Annotated in this window: 14 protein-coding genes and 1 tRNA gene; 7 read left to right on the top strand and 8 right to left on the bottom strand. The window is 56.1% G+C overall.

Annotated features, from left to right (window positions below; translation table 11 throughout):
- Positions 1-121: 121 nt before the first annotated feature.
- Positions 122-1,036 (top strand): tRNA pseudouridine(55) synthase TruB, encoded by a 915-nt coding sequence (gene truB, locus SIB38_RS04990; protein WP_412551541.1) that lies wholly within the window; start codon positions 122-124, stop codon positions 1,034-1,036.
- Here truB and SIB38_RS04985 read toward each other — a convergent pair whose 3' ends face one another.
- A complete protein-coding gene (locus SIB38_RS04985) occupies positions 1,037-2,452 on the bottom strand; it encodes a hypothetical protein (protein ID WP_412551540.1) in 1,416 nt (471 codons plus the stop codon).
- Positions 2,453-2,577: 125 nt separating this feature from the next.
- Here SIB38_RS04985 and SIB38_RS04980 point away from each other — a divergent pair, with 125 nt between their 5' ends.
- From SIB38_RS04980 to SIB38_RS04965, 4 genes are all read left to right on the top strand, one after another.
- Entirely contained in the window at positions 2,578-3,087 is a 510-nt protein-coding gene (locus SIB38_RS04980; protein ID WP_294115828.1) for a DUF1643 domain-containing protein, read from the top strand.
- A gap of 160 nt (positions 3,088-3,247) precedes the next feature.
- On the top strand, positions 3,248-3,517 hold the full coding sequence (rpsO, locus tag SIB38_RS04975) for a 30S ribosomal protein S15 (RefSeq protein WP_058241030.1): 270 nt from the start codon (positions 3,248-3,250) through the stop codon (positions 3,515-3,517).
- A gap of 136 nt (positions 3,518-3,653) precedes the next feature.
- Positions 3,654-4,871 carry a GTP-binding protein gene (locus tag SIB38_RS04970; protein WP_412551539.1) on the top strand — a complete coding sequence of 406 codons (1,218 nt, stop codon included), beginning with the start codon at positions 3,654-3,656 and terminating at the stop codon, positions 4,869-4,871.
- A gap of 117 nt (positions 4,872-4,988) precedes the next feature.
- Complete coding sequence (locus SIB38_RS04965) at positions 4,989-5,714, top strand: sterol desaturase family protein (RefSeq protein ID WP_412551538.1); 726 nt, start codon at positions 4,989-4,991, stop codon at positions 5,712-5,714.
- On the opposite strand, the gene SIB38_RS04960 is transcribed toward SIB38_RS04965, so the two are convergent.
- The 3 genes from SIB38_RS04960 to SIB38_RS04950 form a co-directional block, all read right to left on the bottom strand.
- Positions 5,711-6,208, bottom strand: coding sequence for a hypothetical protein (locus tag SIB38_RS04960; RefSeq protein WP_412551537.1), 498 nt, complete (start codon positions 6,206-6,208; stop codon positions 5,711-5,713). The two genes, SIB38_RS04965 and SIB38_RS04960, sit on opposite strands and share 4 nt — an antisense overlap.
- Positions 6,205-6,429 (bottom strand): hypothetical protein, encoded by a 225-nt coding sequence (locus SIB38_RS04955; RefSeq protein WP_294115808.1) that lies wholly within the window; start codon positions 6,427-6,429, stop codon positions 6,205-6,207. The genes SIB38_RS04960 and SIB38_RS04955 overlap by 4 nt, the downstream gene beginning before the upstream one ends.
- Positions 6,430-6,663: 234 nt before the next feature.
- Positions 6,664-7,443, bottom strand: a complete 780-nt coding sequence (locus SIB38_RS04950) for an SGNH/GDSL hydrolase family protein (protein ID WP_412551536.1) — start codon at positions 7,441-7,443, stop codon at positions 6,664-6,666.
- A 372-nt stretch (positions 7,444-7,815) separates the two neighbouring features.
- On the opposite strand from SIB38_RS04950, the gene pnp reads away from it, so the two are divergent.
- The gene (gene pnp, locus SIB38_RS04945; protein ID WP_294115804.1) at positions 7,816-9,957 is read left to right on the top strand and encodes a polyribonucleotide nucleotidyltransferase; all 2,142 of its coding nucleotides are present in this window, start codon (positions 7,816-7,818) and stop codon (positions 9,955-9,957) included.
- A 145-nt stretch (positions 9,958-10,102) separates the two neighbouring features.
- Here pnp and SIB38_RS04940 read toward each other — a convergent pair whose 3' ends face one another.
- Both SIB38_RS04940 and SIB38_RS04935 read right to left on the bottom strand, forming a co-directional pair.
- On the bottom strand, positions 10,103-10,375 hold the full coding sequence (locus SIB38_RS04940) for a hypothetical protein (RefSeq protein ID WP_412551535.1): 273 nt from the start codon (positions 10,373-10,375) through the stop codon (positions 10,103-10,105).
- 97 nt (positions 10,376-10,472) lie between these two features.
- The gene (locus tag SIB38_RS04935; protein ID WP_412551534.1) at positions 10,473-13,577 is read right to left on the bottom strand and encodes a beta strand repeat-containing protein; all 3,105 of its coding nucleotides are present in this window, start codon (positions 13,575-13,577) and stop codon (positions 10,473-10,475) included.
- Between the two features lie 70 nt (positions 13,578-13,647).
- Between SIB38_RS04935 and SIB38_RS04930 the strand changes: the two genes are divergently transcribed.
- Positions 13,648-14,990 (top strand): IS3 family transposase gene (locus SIB38_RS04930; RefSeq protein WP_412550264.1). Its coding sequence is split into 2 segments (ribosomal slippage): positions 13,648-13,975 and positions 13,975-14,990, totalling 1,344 coding nucleotides; the frame shifts between segments, so codons are not numbered across the junction.
- Positions 14,991-15,809: 819 nt separating this feature from the next.
- Here SIB38_RS04930 and SIB38_RS04925 read toward each other — a convergent pair.
- Complete coding sequence (locus SIB38_RS04925; RefSeq protein WP_412551533.1) at positions 15,810-16,919, bottom strand: hypothetical protein; 1,110 nt, start codon at positions 16,917-16,919, stop codon at positions 15,810-15,812.
- A gap of 368 nt (positions 16,920-17,287) precedes the next feature.
- A tRNA-Arg gene (locus SIB38_RS04920) sits at positions 17,288-17,364 on the bottom strand.
- Positions 17,365-17,415 lie beyond the last annotated feature (51 nt).

The following is a 17,415-nucleotide window of genomic DNA, read 5'->3' as shown; positions in this document are numbered from 1 at the left end:
ATCGGGTTGCGTGGACCCGATGGCCTTTTCTTTTGGAGAGGCTTTTTGCGTAAGCTAAATTGACAGCGTGAAGGCAATCCGCTAGGTCGCCGCCCTCACCCTGATATGAGAGGTCAAAGGCATGGGACGCAAACGCAAGGGACGCGATATTTCTGGCTGGCTTGTGGTCGATAAACCTGCAGGTATGACCTCCACCTCTGTGGTAAACAAAGTCCGCTGGGCCTTTAATGCCAAAAAGGCCGGCCATGCTGGTACGCTGGATCCAGATGCCACTGGCGTTCTGGCCGTAGCATTGGGCGAAGCCACCAAAACCGTGCCTTACATCACTGACACGTTGAAGGCTTATACCTTCACTGTACGTTTGGGACAGGCCACCAATACCGACGACGCCGAAGGCGAAGTCATCGCCCAGTCCGACAAACGCCCCACCGATGATGAGATCAAAGCTGCGTTAGGTCAGTTTGTCGGCGACATTAAGCAGGTGCCACCCAAATTCTCCGCCGTGAAGATCGACGGCGAACGGGCTTACAAACTGGCGCGCGACGGCGAAGACATCGAACTCGCCGCCCGCCCCCTCTGGGTCGAAGAGCTGGTGATGACGGACCGCGAAGACGAAGATCACGTCACGCTGGAAATGACCTGCGGCAAAGGTGGCTATGTTCGCTCCATCGCCCGTGATTTGGGCGAAGCCTTGGGCTGTCACGGACACGTGCGCGAGCTGCGCCGTATCTGGTCCGGGCCGTTTGACGCCGCTGACGGGCTGAGCATCGAGCAAATTGACGAGATGGCGAAACAGCCGGAGCTCGACAGCTACCTGCGCCCCTTGCAACAAGGTCTTGAAGATCTGCCAGAGGTGAAAGCCACCGCCGAAGGCACCGTGCGTCTGCGCAACGGCAACCCTGGAATGGTGTTGGCCTCTGACGTGGAATATGGCGAAGAATGCTGGGCCAGCTTCGACGGCGAAGCTGTGGCCGTTGGCGTCTTCAAAGCCGGACAATTACACCCCAGCCGCGTGTTTGTGAAACCCGAGGGCTGATCAGGCGACCATGCCGCCATTGCCATTGGCGTCATACATATCCTGCGGGGTCATGCCGCTGAACAGAATATCTGCCGCCTGGCCCTGTTCGGCAGTGATCGGGTCGCCATTGGCATCGAGCCAGACTTCCGGCAGGTCATAGTTGTCCGCCGCATCCTGATTGCTGAACGCCACGGTTGCGCCGGTCTGATCGCCGTTGAGCACCAGCAATGGGTGCCCGCCCAGCGTCAGCGTGGTCTCATCTGCGTCCGCGTCGTAACTGCTGTCAAACCCATCCGCCGCTTCGGCTACGGTGAAATACTCATTATCCGCGTTCTGGAAGCCCGCACCAAACGGACCATCCAACCCAAAGCTGATGACCAACTTGTCCTCGCCCGGCGCAAAATCGGTGATCTCGGTCACATTGTCATAGACGCCTGCAAAGGCCTCAAATGTGTCCGCATCCGCGCCACCAGTGGCCACATTGCCAGACCCAAGCCACAGCACATCCTCGCCCGCGCCGCCAGACAGGGTATCTCCCGCGCCAAGGCGGTTCAGGTGGCCCGGCTCATGGTTCCACTCGGCGCCATAAAACACACTGCCGCTGCCACTAAAGATGTGGTCATCCCCCTCGCCACCTTGCAGATCATCCGCACCGGCTTCACCAAAAATCCGATTGTCGCTGTCATCGCCAATCAGCGTGTCCTCTCCGGCACCACCACGCAGCGCATCCGCCACATAAGGCTTGTCCTGAATGGTATAGTCACGCGCCCACTCGGCCTGTACCTCGCTGTCATGCGCATCACCATCTGTGTGCTGGAACACCACCGACAGGCTTTCGCCATCCGCCAAAGAGGCCCCCGGCAGATCAATGCGCACATCTCCGGTGTCGGCATCGCGTAATGCCAGTCCACCGTCTTCCTGCGTCAGAACAAAGTTGCCCGAAGACCCATCCACCGGGCTTTCGTAATTGCGCAGCACAATCATGTCCTCGGACGCATCAAAATCCTCTATGCGGCCCACAACTTCATTGTCCGCCTCGAGATAGAAAGTGTCGGCACCAGCTCCGCCGTTGGCCATGTTGCCGGCTGAGACAAACAGATCGTCATCGCCTTCGCCGCCTTCGAGGTAATCGTCTTCCCAGCCGTTACCGACAATCGTGTCCTCGCCAGCGCCGCCAATCAGGTGGTCGTCCACATCCAACTCGCCAAACAGGAACTGGGCTGCAAAATCATCTTCCGGTTCCGCGTCTTCCTCAGGGCCGTCTTCAGGCACCTCGTCCGTCGACGGCTGCTCACCTTGCGCATCGGCGGAGTCATCACGCTCGTCATCCGACGGCGTGCTGTCGTCTTCTGCCTCGGTGTCATCGGTCACACCCACCATCGTGCCAACGGCCGCGCCTGCCGCAAGCAGGCCCAAAAAGAAAAGAAACGGCATCTCACCACCTCACCAATCAGCCGTACAAAACCCCAGACGGCTGTTATCCCAAGTATCAGGGATAAGAAGGAGAGGCTTCAAAATCAAACGTTTGACTCCGCGTTGGTTAATCATAAGTAGACAGAATGATCGAACGCCACTTCCAAAAAGACGACGCCACCAGCTCCGCACTCTACTCGGAATGCGAGACCTACCGCTATGCGCTGACTAGGGTGTGGGACAACAGCGCCGCCAAAGTGCTGTTCATCATGCTCAATCCGTCGAAAGCCACCGAGCGTCAAAACGACCCCACCATCGAGCGCTGCGAACGTCGCGCCCGCGCTCTGGGATATGGCGGTTTTCGCGCGGTGAATATCTTTGCCCTGCGCGAAACCGACCCCAAGAAGATGCGCCAGCACAAGGCCCCTGCGGGACCGGACAATGACAGCGTTGTGGCTGACAGCTGCCTCTGGGCTGATGACATCATCGCCGCTTGGGGTGCACATGGCGATCATCTGGACCGCGGTTTTGAAATGAAAGGCGTTCTGAAAGCCACCGGCCAGACCATCAAATGCCTCGGCGTGACCAAAGCCGGCCACCCGCGCCATCCACTGTACATCGCCTACGCCACACAGCCGGAAATCTGGCGGCTCTGATCCTCAGAAAGCGACGGAAACGCCTTCCCCCTTTCCTTTTGATCCATTTGCGACTAAATACGCCCATCTTCCAAGGGAATCCCTTTGGGGGACATCTCTATGGACCTTGCTGGACGACATCCCGGCTTGCGCCCGAAACCCTTTGCAATAGGAGACCCCGATGTCGATCACTGTTGAAGAAAAAGCACGCCTGATGAAAGAATTCGCGACCAAAGAAGGCGACACCGGTTCCCCGGAAGTCCAGGTTGCGATCCTGACATCCCGCATCAACACCCTGACCGAGCACTTCAAAACCCACAAGAAGGACAACCACGGTCGTCGTGGCCTTCTGAAAATGGTTGCTCAGCGCCGTAAGCTGCTGGACTACACCAAGGGCAAAGACGAAGCACGCTATCAGGACCTGATCAAGCGTCTGGGCATCCGTCGCTAAGACGCCGCTCAAGTCGAGATTACGGAAAACGCCTGCTCCCCGGAGCGGGCGTTTTTTGTTACAGGCCTTGCATTCCGTCACTTGCAGTTTTTGTCGCCGTCTGTTTGTTATGTTATAACATTATTTGGAGCCAGCTATGCCAGACACCCAACACCAAGACACCCGCCTCCCTGTGACCGTTTTATCCGGCTTCCTTGGAGCCGGTAAAACCACCCTCCTAAACGGCGTACTGAACAACCGCGAAGGGTTGAGCGTGGCAGTGATCGTGAACGACATGTCCGAAGTGAACATTGACGCGGACCTTGTGCGTGAAGGGGGAGCGGAACTGAGCCAAACCGAGGAAACCCTCGTGGAGATGTCTAACGGCTGCATCTGCTGCACCCTGCGCGACGACCTGCTGAGTGAAGTGCGCCGCCTCGCTGCCGAAGGCCGCTTTGATTACCTTCTAATCGAGTCCACGGGCATTTCAGAGCCACTCCCAGTGGCGGCGACCTTTGAGTTCCGCGATGAGCAAGGCGAGAGCCTTACAGATGTGGCGCGGCTCGACACCATGGTGACAGTGGTCGACGCAGTGAACCTCCCAAACGACTTTGACAGCCATGACCTTTTAGCAGACAGAGGCGAAACTCTTGGGGACGAGGACGAGCGCACTTTGGTCCACTTGCTGACCGACCAGTTAGAATTTGCCGATGTGGTGATCCTCAATAAGGTCACAGACGCCGGTCCATTGAAAACAGATGCTGCGCGCAAGATCATCCGCAGCCTGAATGCCGACGCCCGCATCATCGAAACTGACCACAGTAAGGTGCCTGCGCTGGATGTTCTCAACACCGGCCTGTTTGATTTCGACAAAGCGCATGAACACCCGATGTGGGCCAAAGAACTCTACGGCTTTGCCGATCACACACCGGAAACCGAAGAGTATGGCATCACGTCCTATGTGTATCGGGAACGGTTGCCGTTTGATCCGCAAAAAATCCACGATGTGCTCAAGGACGACCTTCCCGGCGTAATCCGTGCCAAAGGTCACTTCTGGATCGCCACGCGCCCGGATTGGGTGGCGGAGTTCTCGCTGGCTGGCTCCCTGTCCTCCGTTGCCCCTTTGGGCACTTGGTGGGCCAGCGTGCCGGAAGAACGTCGCCCGACCCATCCGCAGGCACAAGAGTATATGGCCGCCCACTGGGCTGAACCTTTTGGCGACCGCCGTCAGGAGCTCGTTTTCATTGGCAGCGGGATTGACTGGCCTGCGCTTAAGGCGAAGTTGGACAACTGTCTTCTTCACGCAGAGTCTGTCGCCGCATTGGCCGCTGTAGAGGAGATGCCCGATCCATTCCCCGGATGGCGTCGCGCTTAAACGCGCATACCGCCTCGCGCTGCAATGTCGGTGCGAGGCCCCTCGCCTTGACGCAAAGTCAAATTTGACTCGCCCTACAATGCGGGCGCAGACTTCCCCGCGATAGGGGAGGTCACCATGAAAGAAACACTATCCGTTCTGATCCGCATGGGCAGTTTGCACCGATTGTTTCCGTTTTGGCTGGTCGGTGTGGTCCTGATTTTCCTGAACCTGACCTGGTGGATTCCTGTCGCGCTGATCTATGGCTACATCGCGCAGCTCTTAGTTGAATACGGCATGCACCGCTTCCTGATGCACCGTGAACCTCCCACCGATCAGGGCACCTTCAACGAGCTTTACCGCACCCACATTGGCCATCATGAATACCCCACCGATCCGGAGTTTTTTACTGGTGATGACCACTGGTATCCCGTGCGCTTTGGCCTCCTGTCTGTGGCCATCCACACCGCGATCCTTTGGCCTTTCTTTGGCCTGATCCCGGCGCTGACCATCGCCTATATCGCGCTGTTTGTGGGCTCGGTGTCCGCCTTCGCCTTCTATGAATACTGCCACACGATTGCGCATCTGAACGTGCCCAAAGGCCGCCTGGGTCAATACATCACCCGCAAGCATCTAGCGCATCACTTTCAAGACCACCACGCCACCTATCAGGTCAGCTTTGGCTTTGACGGGATCGACCGCCTGTTTGGCACCGCGCATGACAAAACCGTCGCCAAAGAGCGCTTTGACCGCAAGACAATGTTGTCCATGGGCATGGACCCTGAAGACCTGCGCCTCGTGACAGCGCGCAAAGCTTTTGGCATCACCCAAAAGCCCGGCGCCAAACGCGCACGGACCTCTTAAGCCACCACAGACAGTTTCGGACGACCTACAACCCGTGCGTGCCGCCCCATGCCTGCGGGGAAACGGTTGGCGAATGTAAGTCCACTGCGGATCAAAGCCGGGTCCATACGCCCTCGCGTCACAAAGGCCACGGCCGAGCGCGCAGCGGCAGAGTTATCGCGCCGCATGTGGTGGATCATCGACAAGAATTGCACTTCGTCATCGGTGATGTCTCGATTTGCCTTTGGGCACAGCGGATCATTCACATCGGGACCACCGTCACGACAGGCAAACAATGCAAGGACAGCTTTGTTGAGCCCGTGTGCTGCGGGCAGGCCAATGGACTCACCAAACCTCTCCACCGCAATGTCAAAGGCACGCCCCCAGTTTTTGGGATCGGCGCTTTCGGCACTGACGCACAAATGGCGCAGCACTGGCAACAGCCCAATTTCGAAATCGTCGCAGCCGACGGTTTCCAGGACTTCCACACACCGGTATTTTGCCACACTACTCATGCTTCTTTCCTCCGACTGCGAGCGCCATCCGCGTCGTCAAGGCGCACGACATTTTCTGGAAGCTCCCCCAGCAAATCTTCAACGCCCGACACTGGCGAGGCCGCTTTCACCGGAAAACGCAAACTGGTCTCCATGGCTTGCCGCAACTCCGGCTTCAACCCGCAACCTGCTTTTTGAGCCATTCCGTCAATTACCAGTAAGTCCGCAAAGATTTTTTCCATGTCAGGGTGTCCTTCTCTCGACAGCCGCAAAAAAGGGCACCAGCTCGCTTTGGGGGTCACAGCCGGTGCCTAGTTTCATGCATTGAAAACCCGGGCTGATCTGGAGGATCCTTGGCTGGGCGGCCTTTATCTGACAAATTCTGTCGGAATATGCAACCGCCCTTTTTGCCACAGCAAAAACGCCACGCCCCCACCGCAACGCGATGGGACTAACATATTGACTTGTTTAAAATCTTAGCGCGCGGCGTCATGCGCTGCGATCACCGCAGCCACCCGCTTGCCGATTTCGCGGCTGCCTTTGATCGACGGGTGAATCATATCAAAGGTATGAAAGCTCCGGTCGCCATTGGGCACCAGATCGGCCAGCGACACATAGTGCACGCCCGGATCAATCGCCGCCAGTTTGCTGATGCGCTGCTCCAAGTCATTGCCGGTGTCGCGGCAGCCTTCCACAGGCGACCACGCCCCCGGGCTGCGCAAGTATCCCACCCATGCCACCTGCGCTCCTGCGTGACGGTACTTCTGCACCATCATCGGAATGACTCCGCGCTTGCCGTCCTTAGAGATCATCTTGTTCATCTTGCCTGCGCATTTGCCGCAGCCACAGCCCAACCACAGGTCGTTCCCCCCGCCGTTCAACACCACCCAGTCCCAGTCGCCTTTGCGATACTGGTTCTCGATCCGCATGCCCATCGCCCCGGAAATCGGCAGTTTAAAGGTGATCTTCGCACCACTGATCGCGGTGTTATACACCGGCTCGCCCAGCACCGCCTCGATGGTGTGCGGGATCGACTGACCTGTAAACGTGTGCCAGGCCATCAAACTGTCGCCCATCGCCAGAATACGTGTGCCCTGCGGCTCGGCTTCTGCAACGGCATTCTTGGTCACCACCTCCTCAGGCTCAGCCTGTGCCGCTCCTACAGGGTTGGCACCGCTGGTGGTTTCTGCACAGCCAGCAACAAAAAACGTCGCCACCATACAAAGGGTCAACAAGAGGGTAAACGGGGCTCTCATGGCACTTATTCTCACACTGGGCGCATAACTCGCGCGTTACGTTTCCACCGCAGCAAGCCCCCTAGCCGCGATTCTGTCAGCCATAGTATCGCCCAAATTTGCCTAAAATGCCATGTTTTGGCCGTAAACAATGTGTTGCCCACGCAACGACACTGCGTTCACAGGTCTTGCTGGCACGGCAGCCCACCGCTGATTGACGGAGAATTTGGTTTCCAAACGCCTTGTTTTCCGATATGGGCCGACCATCTGAGACGTTGCGTCCTGACCTCGGCGCATCAAAGAAAGATAGAAGAGGTCGGCGGCAATGGGGCCGCTATTTTCAAACGGGAGACCCGGGATACGCCTGGGAGAGCTCCCAGCTAGGATACGATGATGTTCGAAGAAACCAAAAAGTCCATGCAGTGGGGCGAGGAAACGCTCACTCTGGAAACGGGTAAGATTGCCCGTCAGGCCGACGGCTGTGTGATCGCCACTCTGGGCGAAACCTCCGTGATGGCCGCAGTGACCTTTGCGAAGGCACCAAAGCCCGGTCAGGATTTTTTCCCTCTGACTGTGCACTACCAAGAGAAATACTACGCCGCCGGTAAAGTACCGGGTGGCTTCTTCAAGCGCGAAGCGCGCCCAACCGAAAAAGAAACCCTGACCGCGCGCCTGATCGACCGTCCGATCCGCCCGCTGTTTGTCGACGGCTTCAAAAACGAAGTTCTGGTGATGTGCACCGTGCTGTCCCACGATCTGGTCAATGACCCGGACATCGTGGCGATGATCGCAGCCTCCGCCGCCCTGACCATCTCCGGCGCGCCATTCATGGGCCCTATCGCGGGCGCACGTGTAGGCTTTGAGGACGGCGAATATGTCCTGAACCCAACCGTTGATGACATGCAGGATCTGCGTCAGAATCCTGAGCAGCGTCTGGACCTGGTTGTGGCCGGCACCAAAGACGCCGTGATGATGGTTGAATCTGAAGCCTACGAACTGTCCGAAGCAGAGATGCTGGGTGCGGTGAAATTTGCCCACGATTCCATCCAGCCAGTGATCGACCTGATCATCGACCTGGCCGAAGAAGCGGCAAAAGAGCCCTTTGACTTCCAGGCACCGGACTACGCAGAGCTCTACGACGCTGTGAAAGCAGCTGGCGAGGAGCAGATGCGCGCCGCCTTTGCCATCACCGACAAGCAAGAGCGCACCTCTGCTGTTGCCGCGGCACGCGAAGCCATCAAAGAAGCGCTGACAGAAGAACAGCTGGAAGACGCAAACCTCGGCTCCGCTCTGAAAAAACTCGAAGCGGGCATCCTGCGCGGCGACGTTGTGAAAACCGGCACCCGTATCGACGGTCGTAAAACCGACGAAATCCGTGACATCGTATGCCAGACAGGCCTGCTGCCACGGACCCACGGCTCAGCCCTCTTCACCCGCGGTGAAACACAGGGTCTGGTTGTGACCACTCTGGGCACCGGCGACGACGAACAGTTCATCGACGCGCTGCACGGCAACTTCAAATCCAACTTCCTGCTGCACTACAACTTCCCTCCATACTCTGTGGGTGAAGCTGGTCGCGTGGGCCCTCCCGGCCGCCGCGAAATTGGTCACGGCAAGTTGGCATGGCGCGCGCTGCAGGCGGTTCTGCCAGCGGCAACCGACTTCCCTTACACCGTGCGTGTGGTGTCTGAGATCACCGAGTCCAATGGCTCGTCCTCCATGGCGTCCGTCTGTGGTGGCTCCCTGTCCATGATGGACGCAGGTGTGCCTCTGAAATCCGCCGTTGCAGGTGTGGCCATGGGCCTAATCCTGGAAGACGACGGCTCCTACGCGATCCTGTCTGACATCCTGGGTGACGAAGACCACCTCGGCGACATGGACTTCAAAGTGGCAGGTACCGAAAACGGCATCACCTCGCTGCAGATGGACATCAAGGTTGCAGGCATCACGCCGGAAATCATGGAAAAAGCGCTGGCACAGGCCAAAGACGGCCGCATGCACATCCTGGGTGAGATGAACAAATCGATCACCGGTGCTGCGGAATTCTCCGTACACGCCCCACGCATCGAGACCATGAACATCCCAACCGACAAGATTCGTGAAGTGATCGGCTCCGGTGGTAAGGTCATCCGTGAAATCGTTGAAGTGTCTGGCGCCAAAGTCGACATCAACGACGAAGGCGTGATCAAGATTGCCTCGCCAAACGGTGACTCCATCCAGAAGGCTTATGACATGATCCACGCGATCGTGGCAGAGCCAGAAGAAGGCGCCATCTACACCGGTAAAGTTGTGAAGATCGTCGACTTCGGCGCCTTCGTGAACTTCTTCGGCAAGCGCGATGGTCTGGTGCACGTGTCTCAAATCGAGAACCGCCGCCTGAACCACCCATCCGACGTTCTGAAAGAAGGTCAGGAAGTGAAAGTCAAACTGCTGGGCTTTGACGACCGCGGCAAGGTACGCCTGTCCATGAAAGTGGTGGATCAGGAAACCGGCGAAGAAGTTGTGCCTGAGAAGAAAGAGAAGAAAGAAGACTAAGGTCTGCTCTCTCTCACAAACGAAAGCCCCGGTGGACACACCGGGGCTTTTTTCATTTCGAATCCCCAAAATAGGCGACATGCACAGTCGCCACCAATGTGGCCCGACACAAGAAGTCCGGCCTGACGAAAAAGATATACCACCCTTATGTCTGTCTTTTCGGGCAGCGTTTTTCAGTGCGCACAGCGCCGTCAGGCAAACCTGAGTCAATGTGAGAGCTTGAGAAAAACTGAACGCCGAAAAAGGCGGCAAGGAGGTCTTTGCGGCTGTTCGCACCAAAGTCTGCTGCGCGGACGAAGCTGCTATTGGACTCGATTTGCGTGATGATCGTTTTTGTCCCAAAGCGGACAAGAGGTTCTGGCTCTTCGGGCGGGAAGCGGACGTTCGCGGCACAAACAACGCCCCAGAATGCCGCCAAGTATGCAGACTTTTGCGTCCGCTCTAAACACAGATTATTTGGGGAGCGCGAAACGCATAGCGCAAACTCTGTCGTTTGGCGCTCCCCGGTGCCTGTCTTAGCCGTAGATCAAGAACCCTCCGGACAGCGTTCCGGAGCCATCATCAAAGCTCTCGGTGCCTGCAACCAGATCGGCGCGGCCATCGCCGTTCACGTCTCCTGCCGCGGCCAGAGAATGGATCGCCCCCCCTGTGATGCGGAAGCCTTCCACCCCATTGGCAAGATCATCTACATCAAACGCATCGCTGCCCACTCGGCCATAGATCACGAAGGTTTCGCTGTCTTCCGGCGTTGACACATCCCGGGTGATAAAGGCCAGGTCGTCAAATCCATCGCCGTTAAAATCCCCGAGACCCTGCACGTCAAAGGCGTCCGCCGTACCGTAGGTACCGCTGATGGCATATCCACCAGTGCCGGCGATCAAATCATCAATGGTCAGGTCGGCAAAGTTCTGACCGCCATGCACCATGAACAGTTGATCGTTGGTTTGCACAAGCAGGTCCCCAAAGCCGTCGCCGTTGAAGTCCCCAACACCGGTCGCACTGCGGATGATGTCAAAGAAGCTGCCTTCAATATAGGCTCCGGTTGTCGCGCCACCTGCCTGAATTGTCGCCAGGTCCACATCAACAGGACTGTCTGATCCATAGACCACAAACGCGCCGCCCTTCAGAAGCGGGAACACGCCGCCCGGAACACCACCTGCCGTTAAGGAAGAGGCAATCACATCATCAAAGCCATCCCCGTTGATGTCACCTGCATAAGCAAACTCCAACAAGCCCGCTGTGACAGAGTTGCTGCTGAAGATGTTGAAAGCCTGGGCGCCGGATAGAGCGCTCACGTTCGCGCTGGACTGTACCTGACCGCCCAAAACCACGGTGGCCTGAGCGTCGCCACCTGCCGTGGCCGTTTGCGTCATAAAGTCGCCCACACCGTCCCCATTGACGTCACCAAGCGCAATCACGCGCGCACTGTCGGCATCCCCGGTCAGCGCGAAGCCGCCGGTGTTGGATTGCAGACCGCTGGTGCTCACAGCGCTGGGCACCGCATCCCCTGCCACGACGTAGCTGGCCGAGCCGTCCGCAAAAATGAACTCGTCGACGCCATCCGCATTAATATCGCCAAGACCCGCCACACCAATCTCAGGCCCCTCAGCGGCAGGCGATAGCCCGCCAACAGTGTAGGCCGCTGCAGCGGCCAAGGAGCCGGGCGTCAGCGCATTGCCGCCTAGGACAACGGAAATGCGGGCGTTGCCTGCCCCGTCGTCCAAGGCAAAGGCCAGATCGTTAAATCCATCGCCGTTGGCGTCAATTCCTCCGGCAACCGCGACGGTTGTGCTGGCTCCGGTATCCAGAAACGCCACGCCTGAAGAAGAGACGCCGGAGGCAATATCGCGCAGATCGTACTCGGTCCGTATTTCGCGAACGCCTTGCTGCATTTCAACGCGCGCCAATCCGTTTTGGAACACATCGTATGTGATACCGTTGTCCACGACGCTGCCTGCGGCTGTCCACCCGCTATCTGCGAAGGAATACGTGTCAGTTGCCCCCCCCAGAACACGCAGTGTGTTGCTCGTTTCTGACAACCGCAAGACCGCATCACGGGACAAGGAAACTGCGTTGCTGGCGTTGGCCAAGTCTATGGCTTCAATCCCGTCAATACGCGTGTCAGGCAGGGTGGCCAGCAACAGCGATTGACCACTGGTATCAAGACGCAATGTGTCAAATCCGGTCCCGCCATTGACTCGCACAAACCCGCTGTCGGCGATGGAGATCAGGTCATCGCCGGCCCCGCCGCTTAAGGCGTCTGCACCGCCGCCGCCCGAAATCGTGTCATTGCCACGTCCGCCGAGAATGCGGTCGGCGGCGGCGGTCCCGTTAATGCGATCGTCACCGTCGCCAGTCACTTGCGAATTGATCGACGTGCCATCCTGTGCGTTGCCATAGACCACAAAGGCTTCGCCCTGTCTGGGACCCGCAGTGTCAGAGAAGGTCGCGCCCACCATCAGGTCGTCAAATCCGTCCCCATTGACATCGCCTGCGCCACTGACGGTCAGGATATTGGTGTCCAAGGAGATCTGGAAGCCGCCAATATCGTTGGCCAAATCCGCAAGTGTGACTGGCGTGGTGTCGGTTTTCCCATAAACCACGTATACTTTGCCGCCGCCCAAAGGGCTGATGATGAAGTCGTCCAGGCCATCGCCGTTAAAGTCGCCAATGCCCTGCGCGCTCAGAAGCGATCCAGACACCGAGAACCCGCCAACCCCGGCCTCAATTTGTGAGAGCGTGATGTCTGCGTCGTCGCTACGACCAAGCACCACGTAAGACGTGCCACGGTCCGCAACGGTCACCAGCATATCCGCCAGGCCATCGCCGTTCACGTCCCCGAGGGCCGCCACTTCATTGGGGTTCACCCCAGGGGCATCCGAATGCAAACCAAGGATTGAGAATCCCCGATCGCCTTGCAGGCCAATCTCCGGGTTGCGCACATCCAGCCAACGTTGCAAATCCACGTCTGCGTCAGAGCCAATGAGGGAGAAACCTTGTTCCCCGGCCTCCGCCAGCAGCGTGTCATAGGCCACTCCGAGGCTCACAAAAAAGTCCCGTTCTACAAAGGACTCCGTGCGCCCCCAGGTCGACAAAGTGTTCTCTACAAAACTCAAAAGTTCGTTTTGCTCGGCAGCGGACAAGCCTGAAAAACTCGGCTGATCGCTGACGACACGCAGCAGGGCGGCCTGCTCGTCTTCGAAAAGTCGCGCGTTCCCCCAGCCCGAAGACGCCACAGCCTCGCGCAGAGTGGCTTGCTGGCCCGCGGTGGAGGTAAAGTTCGCGTAGGGGTTATCCCCAGCAAAGAGACGCATGTAGGTGTAGGGCAAGAAATACGGGTTCAACGAGGAATAGACCTCGGTCGATGTCAGGTTGGCGCCCCCATAGACCACATAACTGACGCTGTAGACTTCCTCCGTCGGCGACAACGGGACACCCGGCTCCTGTTCGCGTGCATCGCCTGCCATCACCATGAAGTCGTCATAGCCATCGCCGTTCACATCCCCAAGGCCTGTGACCTCGGCGCCCAACTGATCATAGCGCAAGCCGGAGAAGGAGAAGCCATCGTCACTTCCGGCGTCGATATCGCTGATCTCGATCGCTGTGTCTGACGTCAGCACCTATGGGTCCAATTAGGGTGATTTGATAAGGGAGAGTTTCTGGCTCATCGTAACCACTAAGGAGTGGAAGATGAGAAAGACTACGAAGAGCCCTGGCGAGAAGATCGTTAAAGATATCAAGCGCGCCACCCGTAAACAGTATTCGGCGGAAGAGAAGATCCGTATCGTCCTTGATGGTCTTCGTGGCGAGGACAGCATAGCTGAACTGTGTCGCCGCGAGGGGATTTCTCAAGGCGTTTACTACAAATGGTCGAAGGACTTCATGGAGGCCGGTAAGAAGCGGCTGGCGGGCGATACAGCGCGTGCCGCAAACACTGACGAGGTGAAAGAACTGCGCCGCGAAGCAAAGGATCTCAAGGAGGTTGTCGCGGAGCAAACATTGGAACTGCGTCTTCTCAAAAAAAGCATGACAGGCGATGGGGGCGACCACGAATGAGGTATGCCGCATCCGAGAAGCTGGAGATCATCCGGTTGGTTGAAGAAAGCCATCTGTCAGCGCGTCGTACATTGGCCAAACTGGGTATCCCTCGCACCACATTCTACCGTTGGTACGACCGATACCTGCAGCGCGGGGAGGCTGGTCTTGAGGATCAGTCTCCCAAGCCCAAACACGTTTGGAACCGCGTTCCAGACGAGGTGAAGCGCAAGGTCGTCAGCTTCGCCTTGAAAGAGACAGAGCTGTCACCCCGCGAGTTGGCGGTGACCTTCACAGACCAAGAACGGTACTTTGTATCGGAATCCACAGTGTATCGCACGCTCAAGGCACATGACCTGATCACCAGCCCAGCATTCATCGTGCTGAAAGCCGCGAATGAGTTCGAGCATAAGACAACGGCCATCAACCAGCTTTGGCAGACCGACTTTACCTATCTCAAGGTTCTGGGGTGGGGCTGGTTCTATCTCAGCACAATCCTGGACGATTACAGCCGCTACATCATCTCGTGGAAGCTCTGCACGACCATGCGGGCGGAGGATGTGACTGACACGCTGGACTTGGCTTTGCAGGCGTCAGGGTGCGATCAGGTCCACGTTGTCCACAAACCGCGCCTACTCAGCGACAACGGCTCCAGTTACGTCTCGGGTGACCTGGCTGAGTGGCTGCAGGACAAAGGCATGAAACATTCACGTGGAGCGCCGTATCATCCCCAGACGCAGGGCAAGATCGAGCGTTGGCATCAAACTTTGAAGAACCGGATCTTGCTGGAAAACTATTTCCTGCCCGGCGATCTCGAAGACCAAATCGAAGCCTTCGTCGATCATTACAATCACCAGCGATATCACGAGAGCCTGAAAAACGTCACACCAGCCGATGTCTACTTCGGACGTGACCAAGCCATTCTGGAACAACGAGAAAGGATCAAACGGAAGACATTCGAAGCGCGACGCTTGCATCACAGTCAACGCGCAGCATAATCAAACCGACCCGATGAGCCGAACACTCTCTTAGTTCACGCCGCTTTTGGTTCCAAAAACTTTGACGACGGACAGTGAAAACTGCTGGAATACTCTTGTACCTCGCAAACTCGCGGGTTCTTGAAATCATGTCTTGCGCATCAAATGGCTGTCTCATTCACCTTGCAGAGACTGCACTGATTTTTTCACAGGAAATGTCCAAAGTTGTGTTGAAGTCTGGTAGACATGGCTGGTATATATTGGATGGCGGCGGTGTTTTTTTGCCTTAAAAACAGGGGTTTTCAGTGGCGCGGTGCGGAGTTCAAATCTCTTAGCGCTTAGCTTCTTATGCGCCGGAGTACGAAAACACCACTGAGCGTTACAGTAGTTTGAACCAATCACCGTCTAGCAGTAGGCATAAGCCGCTAAAAAGAAAAGCTTTTGCCGCAACATCCACATCGCTCCTAGGCTCCGCCAACTCCGGTATCAGCATTTGAAATGCTAGGAGCTAGGTTCATCTCCCGCTCTAGCACATGTTTCTCGCGACTTGAAAACTGACATTCACCGAAAAGAAAGTCTCCGACCAATCACTTGAAGCCCACTTTCGGCGCCAACTTCGCCACACAAAGTGCCACACATTTTTTCTCACAGACAGGAAGAGCACGACCTAAAGCATTGACAATATTAATTTTTCAAAATTTGGCGACCCCGGCAGGATTCGAACCTGCAACCTGCCCCTTAGGAGAGGCGTAGGTCGATATGATTTTCACCTTCTTAACAACACCTTAGAAGGACTTTTGACTTGCCTGTGTTCAATTTGTGTCAGCAACTTAGGTAGCCTTAGTCACTTTCCGACACTGAAATGTCTTCCTCTACCGCTACGGTTTCTGGGAGCAAATCAACTTCGGCTGTTAGCTTCTGGCCCTGCAAATCGGCTGTAGTGTGTAGCTCCAAGATATCTCCAACTACCAGATAGGTATGGATTACAAAACGACGCGCTTCTGAAAGAGAAATATCGGCGTGAGAACCTTTTTGGACACCGGAAAAAACTGCATCAAGCCTTTCGCCGATGAAACTCAAATCGGAACCGATGATCTTAACGGCAGTGGCAGAATCCATGTTCTCATCACAGAAGCAAACCAATCTGTTGATGTAGTTGTCTTTACCGACCTTAACGTCCTTGCCAAGCTTCGTTTTATATGGGGCTTTTGCGGGCGGAAAAATCGCGTCAGCAACCGCTTGGAGTAGACGCCGACAACTGTGGGCAGCATTTGCCCAGTCTTCTGCGTTGTCACTTTTTAAATTGTCAGAAATGGAGTCCAGCTTGCGCAACTCATCTGGGACGATTGAACTGAGGTGCTCGTCGATCCGAATTCGGTGAATATCAAAAATGTCTTCGGACGCCGATGAAACACGAAGTTCAAAGTGTTTTGTGAGCACGTAGTCAAAAACAAAACTCTTTCTAGACGCCAAATCGCGCTTCGCGGAGTGATAGTCTCTCTCGGCAGCTTTCTCCTCGACGACGTTTCTACTTGGTGCACCTACATACTGCCTAGGGTTGGCTGAAGATACACTCACAGGCTGAGGTCGGCCAAACTCCATCCTCAGTCGCGAACTTTCGACTTTTCCCTCCAAGGCGTCAATTGGATCAAGATTTGCGCGTTCTTCAACCTTTACGGAATCACCCTTGCCTTTTTTCTCATACTTATACACTCGGCCAGCTAACTTGCAGAATTCCCATACTTCACCAGAAACACCGGCAGGTGACGTTGGATAACCTCCTTGTTCATACTGAAAAACTCTTAGAAAAGTCATATCGCCTGTTAGCCTAGCCAATCTGGCAGCTTTCATTACGCAACTAGACAGCGGCAGCCTATCCAGTTCCAAATCCGCCAACAGTTCACTGGTTAGATCCAGCGCTTCCATCCCAATGAGTTTGGACTGAGACATTAGAAGTCCTTTAACTTCGAAAATACTTAGTGATGTTCGAAAATATTATGGCAACGTCACACAACGTTGAGCTTATGACAAGCCTGAGTTGAGCCCATTGCTGCGCGCGATTGACCGCCGACATCCGGTAGTGCCTCAATGATACGGTTGGCTTTAAAGCACGAAACTTCCCTGTTTTAAGTCAAGAAAACACAAACAATTCCGATAGTTAGATCGGAAGAACAACTGTGTTAGATCTGTGTCATCTTTGTTTGAAGATAGACCATTTTAATGTGCATAGTTGCGCGCACCTGCGCATTGCACGGCAAAACCTGCACGTAAAAACCGCTAAAAAGTCGACAAATATTCAATAATTTCATATAGTTAACTGGCGACCCCGGCAGGATTCGAACCTGCAACCTGCCCCTTAGGAGGGGGCTGCTCTATCCAGTTGAGCCACGGGGCCACGCAGGGGCCTTCTAACCCCGGCTTGTGTGTTTGTCATCCTGCGAATTTC

The sequence above is a fragment of the Shimia sp. MIT910701 genome, assembly GCF_047126315.1.
GTDB lineage: Bacteria > Pseudomonadota > Alphaproteobacteria > Rhodobacterales > Rhodobacteraceae > Shimia.
This window is presented reverse-complemented; position numbering and strand designations above follow the sequence as displayed.